Raw genomic sequence first — 19,937 nt, 5'->3', positions numbered from 1 at the left:
AAACACAACAGACCGATGGCAAGACAACGCCGCCGGACAAACCAGTCCAGATTACTAACGAGAAATTACCAACAAAGTTTGAATCAAATTGTTAGGAGCCTCTTCATCGAAGCGTCCGCGGGGCAGCGCCAGAGATTGCTGACCCTGTCAGGCACCTCTGCTTAGCTGCACAGCCATAGCTTGTGGCAGGTCTCGGCTACCATGTGAGCCGGCGGTACAAAGCGATCGGGGTTGACCGGCGCATCATCCTCCGCCCGGCGAACCTTTTCCTCAAGCAGCGTGCGAAGCTCGGCCGGCTGCACGCGGTCACGCTCCATCACGAGCTTGACCATCGGATCGCTCAAAAGCTCATCCAGGGTGTTGATTTTATCGTTCATCCGTCGCCTCCTCGACCGCCGACCCGCAAGCAATAGATAGGTGGCAATGATGGCTCGCCAATGACGCTTTGCCGGCTATCTCGTGTCCCCGATGAAAAAAATGGGCACGCGCCTTTGCCTCTCCCCTTCTGGGAAAAGGTTAGGCGGGCGGCGGCGCGCCTTCATATTGCGGCAGTCCATCGTCGAGCTGTACCCAGGGCTGCTTCGAGGCGGTCCACATATGCATCTGCGGCTTGAATACCGAAGGATCGTCGAGCGAGCCGGAGGTGATGCCGATGATGCCGGCGGAGTCGCGCCGGGAAAACAGCGTCGTGCCGCAGGCCGGGCAGAAGCCGCGCTTGAGATCGGGCGAGGAATTCACCAACGCCACCGGCCCTTCCGTCGTCACGTCGTCGATGCGGAACAGCACGCGGGCGTTGAAGGCCGCGCCCAGCGCCTTCTGGCAAAGCCGGCAATGGCAGACGCGCTCGTTGATTGGCGCGGTATCAGTACGGTAGCGCACCGCGCCGCACAGGCAGCCACCCTGATACCTAGCCATATTTGCGTCCCTTTTCCTAGGATTGGCGCCAAGGTAGCTGCCGGCACAGGAGCGTCAATTGAAATGCTTTGATGGCGCTATCTGTTGGCGTGATGCTGCCGGCGGAACTTGCGGTGCGATGAGGCGCGACGCGTAACCAGCGTTGCCGGCCATCTTGCGGAAGACGGCCGGCAGGCGATTGTCAGGCGTCAGTTCGTTTCGCTGACGATCTCGTCCCAGGTCTTCACCTTGGTCTCGCCATTGAGGAAGGGCAGTGCGGCGGCTGTCAATTCCGGCGCAAAGAACACATCGTAATGGGTGCGGTTCGGCAGGATGGCCAGCCGGTTCTGCGACAGATTCTCGCGCATCCAGCCGGCGTCCTTCAACCCGCCGCCGAGCAACTGATAGAACTTGATTTCGTGCTCGGGCCGGTACATGTCGCCGTCGCCGAAAGCCAGCATGACCGGCATCTTCAGCTTCGGCACGTCGGCGGAATAATCGTAGTCCTTCCGCATATAGGCGCCGAGCTGATCGAGCAGCTTCGGAAAATCCTGCGGGTGCGGTGCTACCGCGGCGTAGGATTTGTACATCGGCGTGTCCTTCATCATGTCGGCCATCGCCGCGCCGACCTGCGCCTGCTGGCCGCGCATCTCGGGATAAAAACCGTCGGCAGCATAGCCGGTCGAAACCAGGACCAGCCGGCGCACGGCCTCGGGATGTTGGACGGCCATGCGGAAGGCGACACCGCCGCCCAGCGAATAACCCATGACGTCGACCTGTTCGTAGCCGAGCGCCTTGACGATCGCCGCCATGTCGTCGCCCATCGCCTCCAGGCTCAATGACCGGTCGCCGAGCGCGGTGCGGCCGTGGCCGTGCAGGTCGACGCCGATGACGGTGCGGTTTTCGGCAAGCTTCGGCAGGATCGGCGCAAACATGTCGGTCGTGCCGAGACCACCATGCAGCAGAAGCAGCGGCTCGCCCTTGCCGTAGACGGCGTAATAGTAGCTCAGGCCGTTGATCGGCAGCAGGCCGGATTTCGCCGGGTACGGCATTGCTTTCGTTTCAGCGGTCATGGCGGGCTTTGCCTCCTTGGCCATGGTGGGGGCCGGCGCGGCGAAGAGCGCTGCGGCCGAGGCGAAAATGGCGAAAAACATCGATCTGGACATGTCGGTCTCCTTGCTTCCGCCGATATCAAAGCCGTTTCGCCAGTTCTTCGAGCTGGTCGGCGCACTGGCCCCAACCCTCGTGAAAGCCCATCTTCTCGTGCTGTTCGCGGTCGGCGACGGACCAATGCGCAACCCGGGCGATGTAGCGGGTCTTGCCCTCGCCCTCATCCTCGAAGGTCAGCACGACCGTCATGAACGGCTTTTCGGACGGCTCCCACGCCTTCGTATAGGCGTCGGTGAGAACGATCTTCTTGCCCGGCACGACTTCGAGGAAAATGCCGGGGTTCGGGAATTCATTGCCGTCGGGTCCCGCCATGACGACCAGGCTGGAGCCGCCGGTGCGCACATCCATTTCGGCGCGGGGCGTCGTCCACGGCTTTGGCGCGAACCATTGCGTCACGAGTTTCGGCTCAGTCCAGCAGCGATAGACGCTCTCGCGCGGCGCATCGATAATGCGGGCAAGAACCAGTTCACGGTCGGAGCTGGGGGCGATGTCGAGCTTGGTGGTCATGATGGTCTCCTCACTGCTTGCAAAAGGGTTGGCTTGAATTCTGGTTTCCGTCTCAAGGACGAGCCGGCAACGCGCAGCCCGACACGGTCCCGCGAAAAACTTCCTAGAGCGGGATGCATTCAAATTGAACAGGGCATCCCGCTCTATTTGTTTTAGCCGCATTTCTGCGACGCCAAGCGATTCCACTTGGCTGCAAAATGCTCAAGCCGATTCCGGCGGACGCCGAATGAGGGCTTAATGGCGCTTGGCTTGCACCAGATAGGCGTCGATGTCGGTCTCGCCGAGCCACTTCGCCGCTTCCAGCCGGTGCAGGCCTTCGACCAGGATATGGCGCTTGCCGTCATGGCGCACCTGGATCGGCGTCTTCATGCCGTTCTCCAGAATGTCCTCGGCAAGATGCCGAACGGTTTCGGGATGCAGCGTCTTCTTGCGCGCGGTCGGCACGTAGATGTCGTCAACCCTGACCTTTTGCACTCTCAGCATGTCGGCTCCCGTGGCGAAAAAGGCCACCCTTTGTGAGATAGTCGGTTTGGAAGGCAAGGCCAAGGCCGGCTGTGAGCTATCGCTGGCCCGATCGTTTCCAATTGACGGTTGGCCGGCAGATGGTCGAAATGACGCGTTCGACCCTTCACAGGCGTTCATGACCAAGCTTCCTACCGAATTCCCCGATTTCGGCCTGACGCCCCACCAGCGCCGGCAAGCGGTGCGCGGCCATTATTACGAATGGCCGGGGATGGATGGCGAACGCGGCGAGATCTGGTGCTACAGCGACCGTTTTTCATATCGCCGGGGCGAGACGGTGGTACTGCACGTCAGCTCGACAGCCCCCAGCTTCAGTATGGCGATCGTCCGCGACGGCGGCTCCGAGACGCAGGTATTCGAGCAGGCTGGGATCGCGGCGCGCTGGCAGGAAACACCTGACCAATGTTCGGTCGTGGGCTGCGGCTGGGACGCGTCGTTTGAATTCCGCATCGGCGATGACTGGCAGTCCGGAGCCTACCGCATCACGCTGACGGCGGACGGCCGCGACGGCAAGCCGATCCGCTACCATCATCTTTTCATCGTCAGTCCCCATCCCGGCAAAAAACGCGGCCGTGTGCTGCAGGTTGCAGCCACGGGCACATGGCTTTCCTACAACACTTGGGGCGGCTCCAACCATTATCAGGGCATCACCGGTCCGAACCGCGACCAGTATGCGCCTGAGGTGTCGACGCAGCGGCCGTGGTGCCGCGGCTTCGTTGTTCTGCCGAAGGAGGCGCCGCGTGTGCCGCTCGAGGTCGCGGTGCCGCCGAAAACCGTGCCGCGTTATCCGCATATGGAATGGGCCTTCGCCACCGGCCATTCGAAGAAATACGCCTCGTCCGGCTGGGCAAGCTATGACAGCCACTTCTTTCGTTTTGCCGAGCGTGCCGGCTATGCCGTCGACCTTGCCAGCCAGCATGAATTGCATTTCTCGCCCGAAATCCTCGACGGCTATGACTGCGTCGTCTTCGTCGGCCATGACGAATACTGGACCTGGGAGATGCGCGACGCGGTCGATGCCTATGTCGAACGCGGCGGCCATGCGGCGCGCTTCGCCGGCAATTTCATGTGGCAGACCAGGCTGGAGGACGAAGGACGCCGGCAGGTCTGCTACAAATATCGTGCCCGCGCCGAGGATCCGGCCTATCGAGGCGGCGACGTGACCCGCGCCACCAATTCATGGGAAGCACCTGAGATTGGCCGGCCGGGTGCCGCAACCTTCGGGCTCAATGCGGCCAAGGGCCTCTATGCCGGCTGGGGCGGTTGCGCGCCGCGCGGCGTGCGAGGCTTTCCGGTCTACCGGCCGGAGCATTGGGCATTCGCCGGCACAGGAATCTATTACGGCGACCTGCTCGGCGCCGACAGCCATGTCTATGGCTATGAGGTCGACGGGCTCGATCACGAAATCCGCGGCGGCCTGCCCTATCCCACATCAGACAGCGGCGCGCCGGATGGACTGCAAATCCTTGCCGTCGGCATGGCTGCCCAAGTCGAGGAGAGCGCCGACATTGCGTTCGAGGACCAGTTCCTCGGCGATGCCGACGGCCGCTTTTCCGCCGAGACGCTGTTCGGCGAGGCGAGCGACGCCAATCTCGACAAGGTCAAGCGCGCCAACGGCATGATCGTCAATTTCCCACGCGGCAAGGGCGAGGTGTTCCACGCCGGAAGCTGCGAATGGGTCGCCGGCCTGCTAAGGCAGGACGCCATGGTCGAGCGCGTCACCAAAAATGTTCTCGACCGCTATCTTGGAAAGTCCTGACATGCTGAAATCCCAGACCCCTGCTCCGGACACCGAGACGCGCCCGCCCTCGCATTTGTTCTATTTATCCAGCCTGCGCCGGCCGCTGGTCGACCGTGCCGAAGGCATCTACATCTGGACGCAGGACGGCCGCCGCTTCATCGACGGATCGAGCGGACCGATGGTCGCCAATATCGGCCATTCCAACCGCAACGTGCTCGATGCGATGAAGCGGCAGATGGACCGCGCCACCTTCGCCTACCGGCTGCATTTCGAGAACGAGCCGGCCGAGGAGCTGGCGCGAGAATTGGCCGGAAAACTCCCCGAAGGCATGGACCGCATCTTTTTCGTCTCGGGCGGCTCGGAGGCGACGGAATCCTGCATCAAGCTCGCCCGGCAGTGGGCCGTGGCGACAGGCCAGCCCAAGCGCTGGAAAGTGATCACGCGCTTTCCCTCCTATCATGGCGGCACGCTTGGTTCGCTGTCCATCACCGGCGACGATGCGCTGGCCGAAACATTCACACCAATGATGCAGGTCATGCCGACCGTGCCGGCGCCTGCTGCATGGCGCGACCGCGACAACCTCTCGATGGAACAGCGCGGCATCCGCTACGCCGACATGCTGGAGGAGAAAATCCTCGCCGAGGAACCGGAAAGCGTCCTCGCCTTCATCATGGAGCCGATTGGCGGCGCTGCCACAGCGGCGCTGGTGGCGCCGGACAGCTATTACCCGCGCATCCGCGAAATCTGCGATCGTTACGGCATCCTGCTTATCCACGACGAAGTGATGAGCGGTGCCGGCCGCACCGGAAAATTCCTCGGCGGCGATCATTGGAACTGCAAGCCCGACATCGTCGCGCTGTCGAAGGGACTGGGCTCGGGCTATGCGCCGCTCGGCGCGCTGGCGGCGCCGATGCGGCTGGTCGAACCGCTGCTCGCTTCCGGCGGCTTCCAGCATGGCCACACCTATGCCGGCAATCCGCTCGCCTGCGCCGCCGGGCTCGCCGTGCTCGGCGAAATGGACCGCCTCGGCCTGATCGCCAATGCGGCTGACATGGGCGATCTTTTGATGGATGAGCTGAAGCGATTGGCCAAGCGGTTTCCGTTCATCGCCGACGTGCGCGGCAAGGGCCTGCTGCTAGGTGCCGAGATGGTCGCCGACCCCGATACGCTGAGGCCGATCGCACCGGCGAAGAAGGCCACCCAGCGACTGCTCGACCTCGCCTATGAGCGCGGCCTGATCATCTATGGCCGAAAGGTCAAGGGTGGTGTCGACGGCGACAACTTCATGGTGGCGCCGCCGATGATCGTCACCCGAGAGCAGATCGGCGAGATCGTCGCCATCATCGGTGACTCGCTGCAGGTTCTGGCCGGCGAGCTCGATCTGCCGGTCGAAGGCTGAAAAATGGCGCCGCGAAAAGTCATCATCACCTGCGCCGTCACCGGGTCGGTGCACACGCCGTCGATGTCGCCGCATCTGCCGGTAACGCCGGACCAGATCGCAGCGGACGCGATCGCCGCTGCCGAAGCCGGTGCCTCGATCCTGCATCTTCACGCCCGCGACCCCAGGGATGGGCGGCCGACGGCCGATCCTGACGTGTTCATGCAGTTCCTGCCGCGTATCAAGCAGGCGACATCAGCGGTGATCAACATCACCACCGGCGGCTCCTCGCTGATGACGCTCGACCAGCGGCTGGCAGCCCCGCTCAGGGCCGAGCCCGAAATGTGCTCGCTCAATATGGGCTCGATGAATTTCGCGCTGTTCCCGATGCTCGACCGGCCAAGAGAGTGGCAGCACGAGTGGGAGCCGAAGCTTCTGGAAGCGACACGCGACACGATCTTCAAGAACACTTTTGCCGACATGGAGACCGTGCTCGAAAGACTTGGAAAGGGCTGCGGCACACGCTTCGAATTCGAATGCTACGATGTCGGCCACCTCTATTCGCTGGCGCATTTTCGCGACCGGGGGCTGGTGTCGGGACCTCTGTTCATCCAGTTCGTGTTCGGCATACTGGGCGGTATCGGCGCCGATCCCGACAATCTGGTGCATATGAAGCGCATCGCAGACAAACTGTTCGGTGACAGCTACCAGTTTTCGGTGCTGGCCGCCGGACGCCACCAGATGCCGATGATCTCGATTGCGGCAGCGATGGGCGGCAATGTCCGCGTCGGGCTGGAGGACAGCCTCTACGACGGCCGCCAGCTGGCAAAGTCCAATGCCGACCAGGTGCAGCGTATCCGCAGCGTGCTCGATGGGCTATCGCTGGAGGTCGCCACGCCCGCTGAGGCGCGCGAGATGCTGGCGCTCAAGGGTGGCGATAGGGTAGCGTTCTGAGATGGTTGCTTTCACTCCCCTCTTGCCGCCTCGCTTGTCGTGACAATTGCCAATCCAGCCTCCAACGATATTCTGATCCGGCCCGGAACCGTCGAGGACGTCGAAACCATCCATGCCGCAATCCTGCGACTTGGCGCCCATATCGGCGCGCCGGAGGAAATTACTTCTACGGCCGACGACCTGCGCACCTACGGCTTTGGCGAAAACCCTGCCTTTTCGACGCTGATCGCGGAAGTCGGCGGCGAATTCGCCGGCCTCTGCCTGCATTTCCCGATCTTCTCGACCTGGATGGGGCGGCCCGGCGTCTATGTGCAGGATCTCTATGTCGAAGACCGGTTTCGCGGCCGCAGGATCGGTGAGCGTCTGCTGCGCCGAGCCGCGCGAGAATGCCGGAAGGACGGCGGCGTCTACCTCAGACTGTCCGTCGATACCGACAATGAGACCGCCAAGGCCTTTTACGAAAGGCTGGGCATTGCCTGGTCGAGCTACGAGCAGGTGCAGAAAATCGTCGGCGACGCGTTCTTCGCCTTCGCCGATGCGCCGGACGATGAGTATCCAAGATGAAAGCCTTCTATGCCGAAGAACAGAAGCGCCACGATCCCAAAGCGTTCCTCTCCAGCGGTGCCCAAAAGCCCAATCCGGAAAAACCGGAACGCGTCGAACGGCTGCTCGCCGGCGCAAAGGCCGCCGGCTGCACGATCGAACGGCCGGGAAATCACGGGCTTGGGCCGGTTGCTGCGGTGCATACGCCCGAATATCTCGATTTTCTCGAGCACATCTTCGCGCGCTGGCAGCACATCGAGGGCGCTTCGGCGGAAGTGATACCGAACATTCACCCGATCGCGCGAAACGGCTCCTATCCGGCCTCGGCGGTCGGCCAGGCCGGCTACCACATGGCCGACACCGCTTGCCCGATCTCCGGCGAGACCTGGCAGAGCGCGCTGTGGAGCGCCTGGAGCGCGGTCGAGGCCGCCGAAGCAGTGATGGCGCGCGCGCCGGCCGCCTATGCGCTGTGCCGTCCGCCCGGCCATCACGCCTTTGCCGATGTAGCCGGCGGCTTCTGCTTCATCAACAATTCGGCCGTCGCGGCCCAGACGCTGCGCAAGAATGCAGCGCGGGTGGCGATACTCGATGTAGACCTGCACCACGGCAACGGCACGCAAGGTATTTTCTATGCGCGGCCGGACGTGCTCACCGTCTCGCTGCATGCCGATCCGGTGCGTTTTTACCCGTTCTTCTGGGGCCATGCCGACGAGCGCGGCGAAGGCGCCGGGCTCGGCTACAATCTCAACCTGCCGCTGGCGCGCAAATCCGGCGATGCCGAATTTCTTGAAGGGCTGGATGTGGCTTTCCAACGCATCCGCGCCTTTGCACCAGAAGCGCTTGTCGTCGCGCTCGGCCTCGACGCCTTCGAGGGCGATCCGTTCGGCGGACTGTCGGTCACGACACCAGGATTCTCGCGCATCGGCGAGGCCATCGCCGGGCTCGGTCTGCCGACGGTGATCGTGCAGGAAGGCGGCTATCTCTGCGACGAACTCGGCGACAATCTTACCGCATTCCTCACCGGCTTCGGCGGCGGCAGGAAGCGGTGATATCAGCCGGATGTCGCGTCAGGATCGCTGCTGTCGCAGCATGGCGATAACACGGTGCACACTCTCCAGCGTCTCTTCAATCTCGGCCGCCGTATTGTAGTGGGCGATGCCGATGCGCACGACGCCCTGCTCGGCCGGAAGGCCGAGCTGGTGGACGACCTCCCAGGCGTAGTTGTGTCCGGACCACAGGAAGATGTTTTCCGCATTCATCTGCCGTACAATCGTTTCCGGCAGGATACCTTCAACGGTGAAAGAAACCGTCGGCACGCGCTCCCCGACGCGCGCCGGATGGGTGATGCCGTGGATGGTCAGGCCTGAAATGTCAGACAGTCCGTCGATCAACTTTTGCGCCAGCGGGTTTTCGTAAGCTGTTGATGTTTCGAACGTCTTGGCGATCCTGGCGCGGCGCGAACCACCCTCGCCTGCCGCCGCGCCCAGCTCCGCAAAATAGTCGATCGCTGCCGTCAGCCCGGCCATCAGCTCGATCTGTGGCGTGCCGAGTTCGAACCGCTCCGGCAGAGCATCGGACGAACAGCGGCATTTGTACGGTTTCAGGGCATCGATGACATCCAGCCTGCCCCACAATATTCCCATATGCGGGCCGAAGAATTTATAGGCCGAGCAGATCAGGAAATCGCAGCCGAGGTCCTGAACGTCGATCAGGCCGTGCGGCGCGAACTGCACGGCGTCGACATAGACCAGCGCGCCGGCCTGCTTGGCAATGCCGGTCAGTGCCTTCACCCGGTTGATCGAGCCGGTCAGATTGCTGGCGTAGTTCAAGGCGACAAGCCGCGTCCTGTCGGTGAGCAGCGCAGCAAGCGCCGCCTCCTCGATCTGCCAGCTCTGCTCGTCGAAAGCCAGCCAGCGCACGACAAGGCCAAGGTCTTCGGCCAGCTGCAGCCACGGCGAAACATTGCCCTCGTGGTCCATGCGGGTGAGGATGATCTCGTCGCCGGGTTTCATCGGGCGACCGAGCGTGCGCGACATGTGATAGGTCAGCGTCGTCATGTTGGCGCCGATGATGATTTCTTGCGGGCTCGCAGCACCGAGGAAATCGGCCATCGCCGCATGGGCGTCATCGACAACCTGTTGCGCTGCGATCGTGGTTTCGAAGAAGCCGCCGAGATTGGCGTTTGTGGTCAGCAGGCAGCGTGACACCGCGTCGGCAACCGCTTGCGGCACTTGCGTGCCGGCAGGGTTGTCGAGATAGATGCGGCGACGGCCCTTGTCGGTCAGCGATAGTGCCGGAAATTTTTCACGCACGGCATCGATCGGAAAATTCATTTTTTGTCCCCCTTTCCAATTGTAATCATTTGATAACTTCGCTCCCGCCCGTATTGCCTACGGACACGGGTTACCGACACGCTGGTGGATTGCATCGACCGCCTTCTGCATGTCCTCGGTCCAGACGACATCGGCGGAAGACAGCGCCATTTCGAGCTGCGAAATGGTCGTCGCGCCGATGATGCTCGAGGCGACGAAATGCCGGCTCGTGACATAGGCGTTGGCAAACAAAGCCGGCTCCATGCCGAAAGAGCGCGCCAGCTCGTTGTACTCAAGTTGCGCTTCCGCGGCATTGGGCGTCTCGTAGCGCTGACCGCGATTGAAAAGCTGAGAACGCGAGCCTTGCGGCCGCGCGCCATGATCGTATTTGCCGGTCAGGTAGCCTTGTCCCAGCGGCGAATAGGCGAGCAGGGAAACCTGTTCGCGCTCGCAGACCTCGGCGAGATTCACCTCGAAGCCGCGGTTGACGAAATTATAGGCGTTCTGCAGCGACACCAGCCGTGGGCCGGCGCCTTTGTCGGCTTCGGCGATGAACCGCATGACGCCCCAGGAACTCTCGTTCGATAGGCCGAAATGGCGGATTTTTCCTGATTTCACCAATTCGTCGAAGACGGCGAGCGTCTCAGCAATCGGCGTCTCGCCGGCCGGTGCGCCGACGGAATCGGCCCGCAGCGCTACGGCACCGACGCGGTTCGGATTGGCGCCCCATGGCACGGCGCGCTCCGGCCAATGGATCTGATAGAGATCGAGATAGTCCGTGTTGAGCCTCGTCAGCGATTTTTCGACCGCATCGAAGATATCGGCGCGCACCAGCTTCGACGGGCGGTTGCCGCGAAACCATGTGTTGGCGGTGCGGCCAACCACTTTCGAGGCGAGGATGACCTGATCGCGGTTACCCTTCGCTTTCATCCAGCTGCCGATGATCCTCTCGGCCCAGCCTTGCGTCTCGGCCTTGGGCGGGATCGGATAAAACTCGGCAGTGTCGATGAAGTTGACCCCGCGCGAAAAGGCCAGATCCATCTGGGCGTGGCCGTCCGCTTCGGTGTTCTGCTGGCCCCAGGTCATCGATCCCAAGCAAATCTGGGAAACAAGAAGATCGGTCCGACCGAGGCGGCGTTTGTGCATGGAACTTTCTCCGGCGGGAAACTTTTTGCGCGGCTGCGCGAGGAGGAAGCCGCAGCATACAGGAAGGCCCGGGCAGTCTCCAAGCCCGGCACAAATCGCCGGCGACTTTTCGAACGGCTACGCGGCAGCCAATAAAAAGCCGGACTGCATTTTCATGCAGTCCGGAGTTTCGCCAGGAATGGCGAGGAAAAACCGGCACTGTGCCGGCGTTCAGCTATACGATCTACCCGCGCTGGAAGTTTCACCGGACAAGTCGATTGTGGTCAAAAAAACCAGCGCAGCATGGCTGCCATGCAAATGCTGCACTGCACAATTGTCATGATTTGCCTATATTGGGATTCGGGGAGGACCAATCAGGGGCTTGAATCATGGGTTTCCTCACTGAAATGTTCGCCCGACCGCGTCCGCAGGAACGTCTGCGCTACCGCGCGGCTCTGGCGCTGCTTCATTCGATGAGCAATGCCGACCGTGCCGACATCGGCATCAAACCAGCCGACTTCCCGCGCGTCGCCCGCGAAATGTCGCTTCGCTAGTCAGGTCGTAGGATATCCCGGCTCAGCCGGGATATCGCCTCGCCATTCTTCAACGCGATCCCATGAAAATCGCTTTGCTCAGCGGCACGCCATTGTGGCGCAGGATGTCGTAGGCGGTGGTCAGGTGGAAATAGAAATTGGGCATGGCGAGATGCAGCAGATATTGCATGCCGGCCATCGAGAATTCGCGTTGGCCAAGCTTCAGCTCGATCATTTTGTCATCGGAGCCATCGAATTCGGCAGCGGAGAATGTCACGAGAAGGGCGACGGTCTTGGCGATGCGCGCCTGGAGATCGGCAAAGCTCGCCTCGTTGTCTTCGTATTTCGGCACCTCGCGGCCGGCAAGCCGCGATGGCGCGCCCTTGGCGTGGTCGGTAGCGATCTGCACCTGTCTCGTCAGCGCGTACATGTCCGGCGCCAGCCTCGACGTCAAAAACACCTGCGGATCGATCTTGCGGTCGAGCGCATTCTGCTCGGCGATGCTCAGCACGTTGGATAACGCCTTCAACCTGGCCGAAAACACCGGCACAGACGCTTCGTACATCGATATGGTCACGTGAATCTCCTATCCGGCGGGAACGCCGACGGCGGGACGTAGCGCCTTCCCAAGCGATTCTTCAAGCGTCACCACGTCGCCGCAATCGGTATGATAGGATTTCCCATCTGGTGGAGATTCCCGATGAGAAGCGCCCTTTTCGCAGCGACCGCTTTTTTCTCCCTTGCCTTGACAGGCCAACCAGTGCTCGCCGCCGAAGCGCCCTATGTCGACGACAGATCGGACGCCGAAGCGCTCATCCGCTCGCTCTACAGCGCTATCAACCGGCAAGAATTCGCACGCGCCTGGGACTATTTCGGCGACACCAAGCCGGCCAAAGATTTCAATGCGTTCGTCAAGGGCTATGACGGCACCGAAAGGGTCGACGTCAAAACCGGCGCCGTATCGGACGACGGTGCGGCCGGCAGCATCTATTACAATGTTCCGGTCGCCATCCGGGCGACAGCCAAGGACGGCAGCGAAAATGTCTTTGCCGGTTGCTACACGTTGCGGCAGGTCAATGCCCAAATCCAAGAACCGCCGTTCCGCCCGATCTTCATCGACAAGGGCGCGCTGAAGCCGTCGAAGGCCAATTTCGAGGACGCGGTGCCGGAAAGCTGCGGCGACGGACCGCCGCCGCCGAAGAAGGATGCGGCGCTGGAGCAGGCCAAGAAGGCGTTTGCGGCTGCCTATGGCGAACAATGCGACAAAGAGATGCCTGGCGGCGAGCCTTTGGGAGAGCCGGACGCCTACTCGCTCCGCTACAAGGATGCGGGCGCCGACGCCGACGCGCCCGAACGCGAGACGCGGCTGTTCCGCTTCTTCTGCTCGATGGCTGCCTACAATGAGAGTGCCATCTACTATGTCTACGACGACGTATCAGGCGTCCGGCAGTTGCAGTTCGCCTCGCCGGAGCTCGATATCCATTATGAGAACAACAATAGCGAAGGCAAGGTCGAGGCGATCAATGTCATAGGCTTCGAGACCGACGACCAGCTGGTCAATTCCGAATATGACGACGCCACCAAGACGATCTCCTCCCTCAACAAGTGGCGCGGCGTCGGCGACGCCTCGTCAGCCGGGACCTATCTGTTTCGCCACGGCAATTTCTCGCTGGTGCAGTACGATGTCGACGCCTCCTATGACGGCGAGATCAACCCGCAGACGGTGGTGGACTACAACACCGCGCCTTAAGGGGCCTTCGACAGCATCCAGTTGAGCGTGCCGCGCCAGTCGGTCATGCGGATCGGCGTGCCGTGCGTGCCGGTCTCGAAGCGGACAAAGCGGGCCGGATAGCTCTTCGATCTGGTCAGGATCGAACGGAAGAAGGCTTCCTGTTTTGCCACCGGAAACACCGGGTCCTTGCTGCCCTGGCCGAAGAAGATCGGAACACGGCGCTTGAAGGCGGGGCTGGAGAAAAAACTCTCATCCCACAGCGAACCGAGCAGCAGCAGCCCGTCGATACGGCCGCCCATATCCTTGCGGGCGGCAAGCTTCCAGCACAAAGCGCCGCCCATCGAGCCGCAGGCAACGAAGATCTTGGCGCCCGGCGATTGTTCGGCATAGTGGCCGATCAGCGCGGCGATTTGGGCAGCACCCGTGTCGCCGAAATCGGAGAAATCAGGTGACAGATAGAGGCCGCCATTGCCGGCCATCAGGTTCTTGATGCGGTTGAAATTGCCGCCGAAGGTGAAATCGTCGACGCCCTGCTTGCGGCTGCCGCCCTGCCCGTGCAGGTAGAGCACGATGATGGCAGCACCTTGCGTGCGACCGGCGGCGACGTGGCGGACATTGCCGGCGTCGGTCTTCAGCAGCAGATCCTGCTGCACCTTGCGCACGCCGGTGTCGACATACCGCGCCTGCGCGCGGCGCTCCGGCACCTGGTCGCGGGCGTTGATATCGCGCATCTCACGATAGTCGATGACCGTATAGGCGCCGTTGTTCTCGGACGAGAGCGTGGCCGGATAGGCGAACAGATCGTCCTTGAAGGGCTTTAGCGACAATGTTTGGCCATACGCCAAACACGAAAACAAAAGAAATATCGAGGTCAGAAGGGGTAAACGGAAAGCCATGCCAAAGGCATCGTTTTTCGGCTTCGGTTTGTCAATCCTGCAGCACGCCACCGGCGCCTTCGAGAGCCTCGCGGGTGTCGACATCGATGGACGCCGCCTTGCCGATCTCGACGTCGACGACATCGAGCCCCTCGGCCTCGACCAGATGGCGCGCGCCGGTATCGCCTTCGAGATGAGCGATCGCCGCAAACAGCGAGCGCGGCAGCAGCACCGGGTTGCCTCGCTTTCCTTCATGCGAGGCGCGCACGACCGATCGGCCCTCGGACTTGCGGAATGCGTCAATCAGCCTGTCGAGGTCGGCCGACGAGACGCCAGGCATGTCGCCAAGCATGATCATGGCGCCGGCGGCGTCACCGCTGACCCGCGCAATGCCGGCCTTCAACGATGAAGACAGGCCGTCAGTGAAATCCGGATTGTCGGCGAAGGTCACGTCGAGGCCCGACAATACCGTCCGCACCCGCTCGCGCTGATGGCCGGTGACGACGATTGTATCAGAGGCTTTCGAGCCGAGCGCGCGCTCGGCGGTGCGGCGCACCAGCGGCTTGCCGTCGAACAGTGCCAGCAGCTTGTTCGGGCCGCCCATGCGGCTGGAGCGGCCGGCGGCCAGCAGCACGACGTCGACCTTCAATTCGGCCCTGGCCGGCAGTGGCTCGCGCGGCTGCGGCCGCGTCGGGATTTCCATCAACAGGCCGCCGACACCCATGCCGGCAATATCCTTGGCCGTCACGTCGAGACCGGCGATCAACCGGTCGAGAACCCAGTCGAAGCCGTTCTCCTTGGGGCTGCGGGCGCAGCCAGGCGCACCGATGACGCGCTTGCCGCCAAGTGTGCCAAGCACCAGCAGATTGCCGGGATCGACCGGCATGCCGGCACGGATAACGGTCCCGCCGGCCTTCTCGATCGCCGCCGGGACGACGTCGCCAAAATCGCTCATCGCCGAAGCGCCGAAGATCACCACCATGTCGTTGTCGCGCGCCAGCAAGGCCGCAGCTTCCGCAACGGGGCCAACTTCATGCGGCGTATGGCGCTCTGCCGTCAGCCGGCCGCCCGAGCGCGCCAGGCGGGCTTCGGTGACACGCAAAGTCTTGTCGAGCACGCTCGGCTTGATGCCGGGCAGAACCGTCTGGATGACGCCGACACGCACCGGCTGATAGGCATTGACGGCGAAGATCTCGCTGCCGGCGCAGATCCTTGCCACTGCATCGACCAGAGCGGAGGCAACGGCGAAGGGGATGATCTTCACCGTTGCAACCATCTGGCCTTTTTCGACCGGCGCATGCTGCGCCAACGTGGCGATGGTGATCGTCGGATCGACGGCGTTGATGGCGTCGATCATCACCGCATCGACGGTGAAGATGCCGGCTGCCTCGGCGTGCAGGTTGACCCGGCCGGTCGCGGCGGCCTTCGCTTCGATGTTGCGGTGGATCATGCTTTCGGCGATCTTTTCGGCGGCAGCGTCCTCGCTCAAATCGTCGGGAGCAAGAACAGCCGCGACGACCTCCGAAATCCCTGCTGCCTTGAGCAAAGACACATCGTCGGCGCTCAGCCTGTGCGCCTTGCGGAAGCGCCGTTCTCCGGCGGTGGTGGCGTGCGCCAGCAGCGCGCCTTCGGCCGTGTCTACGGGGATTGGCCCAAATTTCACGCCGCCGCACCCGTAGAGCGCCGGGCGTCCTCTTGGACGCGCAAAGGACGCTCTACTATTTTGAATCTACGCATCGTGCTTCTCCAAAATCGATTCCGATCTTTGGGCCGATGCGGAGGCTTCGAGGCCACGCGAGCGAAAGGCCTGGATCGCCTGCGCCAGCACCGCGACGGCGATCTCGGCCGGGCTCGCGGCGCCAATGTCCAAGCCGATCGGCGCGTGGATGCGGGCGATCTGGTCAGCAGTCGCGCCCAATGCCAGCAAGCGCTCGACGCGCTTCGCATGGGTCTTGCGGCTGCCGAGCGCCCCGACATAGAAGCAGTTGGCGTCGAGCGCCGCCTTCAGGGCGAAATCATCGATCTTCGGATCATGGGTGACAGCTGCCAACGCCGTATAGCTGTCGAGCGGCTGGCGCGAAAGCACGTCCTCCGGCCATTCGGCATGCAGCGCGACATCGGGAAAGCGGTCCGGTGTGGCAAAGGCCGTGCGCGGATCGACGATCTCGACGGGATAGCCGGCGATCTTCGCCATCGGCACCAGTGCCTGGCTGATATGAACGGCGCCGATCACCAACAGGCGCGGCTGCGGCAAATAGGCGTTGAGGAAGAAGGTTCGCCCCTCCGCCTCGACCGACCCGGAACTGCCTGATCGAAACGCCTTCGCGATTGCAGCGCCTAATTCGCCGGCGACCTGGTCGCCCTCGCGCACGATGCGGTCGCGGCCATCGCCGAGATCGGTGACCAGGATCGCCGCGCGGCGTGCGCGGCGTTCGGCATTCAGCGTCTTTAAGGCATACGGATCCATCACGCTCTAACCCAACCGCTCGACATAGACCTTGATGCGGCCGCCGCAGGACAGGCCGACCTGCCAGGCGGTTTCGTCGGCGACGCCGAACTCCAGCATCTTAGCCTTGCCGCTGTCGATGACGTCGACCGCCTCGGTCACCACCGCGCCTTCGACGCAGCCGCCAGAGACGGAGCCGTGGAAATTGCCTTCCGCGTCGATGACGAGATGGCTGCCGACCGGACGCGGCGCCGAGCCCCAGGTCTCGACCACGGTGGCAATGGCGACATCCTTGCCGTCCTTCATCCAGCCTTCCGCGATGATCAGCGGATCGCGCGCCTCATCCAGATAAATGCTGTTTTCCATCATCGTTTCTCCCGGAGAAAACATATGGCTACGCGGCGCTTCTCGCGCCACCTTCAATCCATCTGCGTGGGTCGACCGAGCGCGCCGAATTCTTGTCCAGCGACGCGCAGAGATCGGCGAGCGCATCGAGATTGTGCACCGAGCGGAACTCGTCGACATGCGGCAGCATCGCCTTGACGCCGCGGGCGCGTGCCTCGAAGCCGTCGAAGCGCAGCAGCGGGTTCAGCCAGATCAGCCGCCTGCAGGATTTGTGCAGGCGCTCCATTTCCTCCGACAGGCCGGCGACGTCGTCGCGCTCCAGTCCGTCAGTGATCAGAAGAACGACCGCACCCTGCCCCAGCACACGCCGCGACCACAGCCGGTTGAATTCGGCCAGCGTATCGCCGATGCGGGTGCCGCCCGACCAGTCCTTCACCGCCGCCGAGCAATCGGCGAGTGCCGCATCGGGATCGCGATGGCGCATCTGCCGCGCCAGATTTGTCAGCCTGGTGCCGAAGACAAAGGCATGCACGCGCCGCCGCTTTTCGGTCAGCGCATGCAGGAAATGCAGGAAAATGCGCGTGTACTGGCTCATCGAACCGGAAATATCGGCAAGCACTACCAGTGGCGGGTGAACCTCGCGCGGTGACCGGAATTTCGGCAGGATCAGTTCGCCGCCGGTGCGCGCGGCGGAACGCATCATGGCGCGCGGATCGACGCGGCGGCCATGCGCATTGGATTTGAAGCGTCGTGTCCTGACCATGTCGAAGGGCAGCCGCAACTCGGCGATCGCCTTCTTGGCGTCAGTCATCTCGGCGGCGTTCATCTGGGCAAAATCCTTGCCCCTCAGCACCTCGTTGCCGGAAAAGGTGAAGCGGGCGTCGACCTCGATCTCGGGGATCTCCTGCACCGGCTGGTTCTTCTGGTGGCCCTCGAACATTGCCTGGCTGACGCGGTTTTCCGCAGCGCGCGGCTTCTGCTTCTCACTGATGTTCGGCGCCACCGGCGAAAACATCGCCAGCATCTTTTCGATCAGCTCGTGCGATTTCCAGAACAGCCGGAAAGTCTCGTCAAAGGTGGGGTGGTCCTCATGCCGTGACACCAGCACGGCATGCAGCGTCCAGTAGAAATCGTCGCGGGAACCGATGCCGGCGGCCAGCACGGCCTCGATCGCATCTTTGACCGAGGCCGGGCCGACCCGCATGCCGGCCTTGCGCAAGGTGCGGGCGAAATAGACGATGTTGTCGGCGATCCGCCCGTCCGGCGTGGCCTCTTTCGGTTCGGGACGCGTCGTTGCCATCGTCCTACTCCGCCGCCGAAAGCTCGGCCTTCACCTCGTTGAGGATCCGCCGGCCTTCGCCCTGCTCGATACGGGCAATATCGTCCTGGTATTTAAGCAGCACGCCGATCGTGTCGGAAACGGTCTCCGGATCGAGCGCCACCTTGTCGAGTTCTGTCAGCGCGCCAGCCCAGTCGATGGTCTCGGCGACGCCCGGCACCTTGAACAGCTCGATCTGGCGCAGCTTCTGGATGAACGAAACCACCTCCGCCGACAGCCGGCTGTTGGCCTGCGGCACTTTTCTGCGCACGATTTCTAGCTCGCGCTCGGCATTGGGATAATCGACCCAGTGATAGAGGCAGCGCCGCTTCAATGCGTCGTGGATTTCGCGGGTGCGATTGGTGGTGATGATGACGATCGGCGGCTCCTCCGCCTTGATCGTGCCGAGCTCGGGTACCGTCACCTGGAAGTCGGAGAGGATTTCGAGCAGGAATGCCTCGAAGGCCTCGTCGGTGCGGTCTAGCTCGTCGATCAGGAAGACCGGGGCCCCGCCCGCCTTGCCCGTCAGCGCGTCGAGCACCGGGCGGCGGATCAGGTATTTTTCGGAAAAGACGTTGCGCTCCATGTCGGAGCGGTCGACCTTGCCGGCCGCTTCCTCCATGCGGATCTCGATCATCTGCGCGGCATAGTTCCACTCGTAGACGGCGGACGAGACATCGAGGCCTTCATAGCATTGCAGGCGGATCAGCCGGCGGCCGAGCGCTTGCGCCAGCACCTTGGCGATCTCGGTCTTGCCGACGCCGGCCTCGCCCTCGAGGAACAACGGCCGCTTCATGCGCAACGATAAAAAAAGCACGGTCGCCAAAGACCGGTCCGCCACATAGTCCGCGCCGGTCAGCAGATCGAGCGTCTCGTCGATCGTCCGCGGCGCGGGGCGCGGTTTCAACTCGGTCATTCTCTCTCCGTGAGTGCAACCATACCTGTCACAGAACGTGGTAGCCGCGGTCGTGATAGATCAGCGGCCGCAAATTATCGCCGGTGCGCAGGCCTGTCACCTTGCCAAAAAGCACACGGTGGGTGGCCAGATCCTTGATGTCGATCAGTTCGCAGTCGAACACGGCAAGCGCGCCCTTCAACGTCGGCGCACCGGTCGAGATCACGTCCCACTCGCCCAGCGCGAAACGTTCCTCGACCGGCAGGCCGGTGAGGCCGGAAAAGCCGACCGACAACGCCTCCTGGTGCGAAGCCAGCGTGTTCAAGGCGAACTTGCCGTTTTTCACGAACGGCTCGTTCTTGGGATTTTCGCGATTGAGACAAACCAGGATGGTCGGCGGCGTGTCCGAGACCGAACAGGCCGCAATAACAGTGGCACCGCGCCTGCCGGCGGAACCGTCGGTGGTGACCACATGGACGTGGCCGGCAAAATGGCTCATCGCGTCGCGATAGGCCTGCGGCCCTATGTCGTTCTTCTTCAGCACCGGCGATTTCCATTGGTTTGGAGCGAAATGAACCCAACCGTTATATATGGCGGCATATTGCATGCCACAAGCGAAGTGGTTGACATGCATCCTGAATTTCGCG

The 19,937-nt window shown here is 62.6% G+C and carries 23 protein-coding genes; 8 read left to right on the top strand and 15 right to left on the bottom strand.

Annotated elements, in window-relative coordinates:
* Positions 1-161 precede the first annotated feature (161 nt).
* From AC0L26_RS06490 to AC0L26_RS06470, 5 genes are all read right to left on the bottom strand, one after another.
* A complete protein-coding gene (locus tag AC0L26_RS06490) occupies positions 162-377 on the bottom strand; it encodes a hypothetical protein (protein WP_473631800.1) in 216 nt (71 codons plus the stop codon).
* Positions 378-516: 139 nt separating this feature from the next.
* Positions 517-915, bottom strand: a complete 399-nt coding sequence (locus AC0L26_RS06485) for a GFA family protein (RefSeq protein WP_473631799.1) — start codon at positions 913-915, stop codon at positions 517-519.
* A gap of 188 nt (positions 916-1,103) precedes the next feature.
* The gene (locus tag AC0L26_RS06480; protein ID WP_473631798.1) at positions 1,104-2,060 is read right to left on the bottom strand and encodes an alpha/beta fold hydrolase; all 957 of its coding nucleotides are present in this window, start codon (positions 2,058-2,060) and stop codon (positions 1,104-1,106) included.
* A 25-nt stretch (positions 2,061-2,085) separates the two neighbouring features.
* The gene (locus tag AC0L26_RS06475; protein ID WP_473631797.1) at positions 2,086-2,571 is read right to left on the bottom strand and encodes an SRPBCC family protein; all 486 of its coding nucleotides are present in this window, start codon (positions 2,569-2,571) and stop codon (positions 2,086-2,088) included.
* Between the two features lie 234 nt (positions 2,572-2,805).
* Positions 2,806-3,054, bottom strand: coding sequence for a ParB N-terminal domain-containing protein (locus AC0L26_RS06470; protein ID WP_095489540.1), 249 nt, complete (start codon positions 3,052-3,054; stop codon positions 2,806-2,808).
* Between the two features lie 157 nt (positions 3,055-3,211).
* Here AC0L26_RS06470 and AC0L26_RS06465 point away from each other — a divergent pair, with 157 nt between their 5' ends.
* Genes AC0L26_RS06465 through AC0L26_RS06445 form a run of 5 tightly spaced genes read left to right on the top strand, consistent with a single transcriptional unit; the run spans position 3,212 to position 8,758 of the window.
* Positions 3,212-4,852, top strand: a complete 1,641-nt coding sequence (locus AC0L26_RS06465) for a N,N-dimethylformamidase beta subunit family domain-containing protein (RefSeq protein ID WP_473631796.1) — start codon at positions 3,212-3,214, stop codon at positions 4,850-4,852.
* Position 4,853: 1 nt separating this feature from the next.
* Entirely contained in the window at positions 4,854-6,233 is a 1,380-nt protein-coding gene (locus AC0L26_RS06460; protein WP_473631795.1) for an aminotransferase family protein, read from the top strand.
* 3 nt (positions 6,234-6,236) lie between these two features.
* Positions 6,237-7,166 carry a 3,5-dioxohexanoate:acetyl-CoA acetone transferase gene (gene kce, locus AC0L26_RS06455; protein ID WP_473631794.1) on the top strand — a complete coding sequence of 310 codons (930 nt, stop codon included), beginning with the start codon at positions 6,237-6,239 and terminating at the stop codon, positions 7,164-7,166.
* Between the two features lie 39 nt (positions 7,167-7,205).
* Positions 7,206-7,730 (top strand): GNAT family N-acetyltransferase, encoded by a 525-nt coding sequence (locus AC0L26_RS06450; protein WP_473631793.1) that lies wholly within the window; start codon positions 7,206-7,208, stop codon positions 7,728-7,730.
* Positions 7,727-8,758 carry a histone deacetylase family protein gene (locus AC0L26_RS06445; protein WP_473631792.1) on the top strand — a complete coding sequence of 344 codons (1,032 nt, stop codon included), beginning with the start codon at positions 7,727-7,729 and terminating at the stop codon, positions 8,756-8,758. The genes AC0L26_RS06450 and AC0L26_RS06445 overlap by 4 nt, the downstream gene beginning before the upstream one ends.
* Before the next feature lie 18 nt (positions 8,759-8,776).
* On the opposite strand, the gene AC0L26_RS06440 is transcribed toward AC0L26_RS06445, so the two are convergent.
* Both AC0L26_RS06440 and AC0L26_RS06435 read right to left on the bottom strand, forming a co-directional pair.
* Positions 8,777-10,042, bottom strand: coding sequence for a cysteine desulfurase-like protein (locus tag AC0L26_RS06440; RefSeq protein ID WP_473631791.1), 1,266 nt, complete (start codon positions 10,040-10,042; stop codon positions 8,777-8,779).
* Between the two features lie 57 nt (positions 10,043-10,099).
* On the bottom strand, positions 10,100-11,167 hold the full coding sequence (locus AC0L26_RS06435) for an aldo/keto reductase (RefSeq protein WP_473631790.1): 1,068 nt from the start codon (positions 11,165-11,167) through the stop codon (positions 10,100-10,102).
* Between AC0L26_RS06435 and AC0L26_RS06430 the strand changes: the two genes are divergently transcribed.
* Together AC0L26_RS06430 and AC0L26_RS06425 are read left to right on the top strand one after the other, a co-directional pair.
* Positions 11,166-11,489, top strand: coding sequence for a hypothetical protein (locus AC0L26_RS06430; RefSeq protein WP_473631789.1), 324 nt, complete (start codon positions 11,166-11,168; stop codon positions 11,487-11,489). The genes AC0L26_RS06435 and AC0L26_RS06430 overlap by 2 nt on opposite strands.
* Before the next feature lie 46 nt (positions 11,490-11,535).
* Entirely contained in the window at positions 11,536-11,700 is a 165-nt protein-coding gene (locus AC0L26_RS06425; protein ID WP_352934771.1) for a hypothetical protein, read from the top strand.
* Positions 11,701-11,749: 49 nt separating this feature from the next.
* Here the strand turns inward: AC0L26_RS06425 and AC0L26_RS06420 are convergent, their stop codons facing one another.
* Positions 11,750-12,256, bottom strand: a complete 507-nt coding sequence (locus tag AC0L26_RS06420; RefSeq protein ID WP_473631788.1) for a DUF1993 domain-containing protein — start codon at positions 12,254-12,256, stop codon at positions 11,750-11,752.
* A gap of 123 nt (positions 12,257-12,379) precedes the next feature.
* Here AC0L26_RS06420 and AC0L26_RS06415 point away from each other — a divergent pair, with 123 nt between their 5' ends.
* Entirely contained in the window at positions 12,380-13,429 is a 1,050-nt protein-coding gene (locus tag AC0L26_RS06415) for a DUF1176 domain-containing protein (protein WP_473631787.1), read from the top strand.
* Here the strand turns inward: AC0L26_RS06415 and AC0L26_RS06410 are convergent.
* The 7 genes from AC0L26_RS06410 to AC0L26_RS06380 all read right to left on the bottom strand — a co-directional run bounded on the left by AC0L26_RS06410 (position 13,426) and on the right by AC0L26_RS06380 (position 19,834).
* Entirely contained in the window at positions 13,426-14,307 is an 882-nt protein-coding gene (locus AC0L26_RS06410) for an alpha/beta hydrolase (protein WP_473631786.1), read from the bottom strand. The genes AC0L26_RS06415 and AC0L26_RS06410 overlap by 4 nt on opposite strands.
* A 31-nt stretch (positions 14,308-14,338) precedes the next feature.
* Positions 14,339-15,949: an NTP transferase domain-containing protein gene (locus tag AC0L26_RS06405; RefSeq protein WP_473631785.1), complete on the bottom strand. Its 1,611-nt coding sequence runs from the start codon at positions 15,947-15,949 to the stop codon at positions 14,339-14,341.
* Between the two features lie 66 nt (positions 15,950-16,015).
* The gene (locus AC0L26_RS06400) at positions 16,016-16,753 is read right to left on the bottom strand and encodes an XdhC family protein (RefSeq protein ID WP_473631784.1); all 738 of its coding nucleotides are present in this window, start codon (positions 16,751-16,753) and stop codon (positions 16,016-16,018) included.
* A gap of 6 nt (positions 16,754-16,759) precedes the next feature.
* Positions 16,760-17,098, bottom strand: a complete 339-nt coding sequence (locus AC0L26_RS06395; RefSeq protein ID WP_254018040.1) for an XdhC family protein — start codon at positions 17,096-17,098, stop codon at positions 16,760-16,762.
* A 28-nt stretch (positions 17,099-17,126) separates the two neighbouring features.
* The gene (locus AC0L26_RS06390; RefSeq protein WP_473631783.1) at positions 17,127-18,377 is read right to left on the bottom strand and encodes a vWA domain-containing protein; all 1,251 of its coding nucleotides are present in this window, start codon (positions 18,375-18,377) and stop codon (positions 17,127-17,129) included.
* Between the two features lie 4 nt (positions 18,378-18,381).
* A complete protein-coding gene (locus AC0L26_RS06385) occupies positions 18,382-19,311 on the bottom strand; it encodes an AAA family ATPase (RefSeq protein WP_473631781.1) in 930 nt (309 codons plus the stop codon).
* A 28-nt stretch (positions 19,312-19,339) separates the two neighbouring features.
* Positions 19,340-19,834 (bottom strand): flavin reductase, encoded by a 495-nt coding sequence (locus AC0L26_RS06380; RefSeq protein WP_473631780.1) that lies wholly within the window; start codon positions 19,832-19,834, stop codon positions 19,340-19,342.
* Positions 19,835-19,937: the final 103 nt, after the last annotated feature.

The sequence above is a fragment of the Mesorhizobium sp. WSM4823 genome, assembly GCF_055811195.1.
This window is presented reverse-complemented; position numbering and strand designations above follow the sequence as displayed.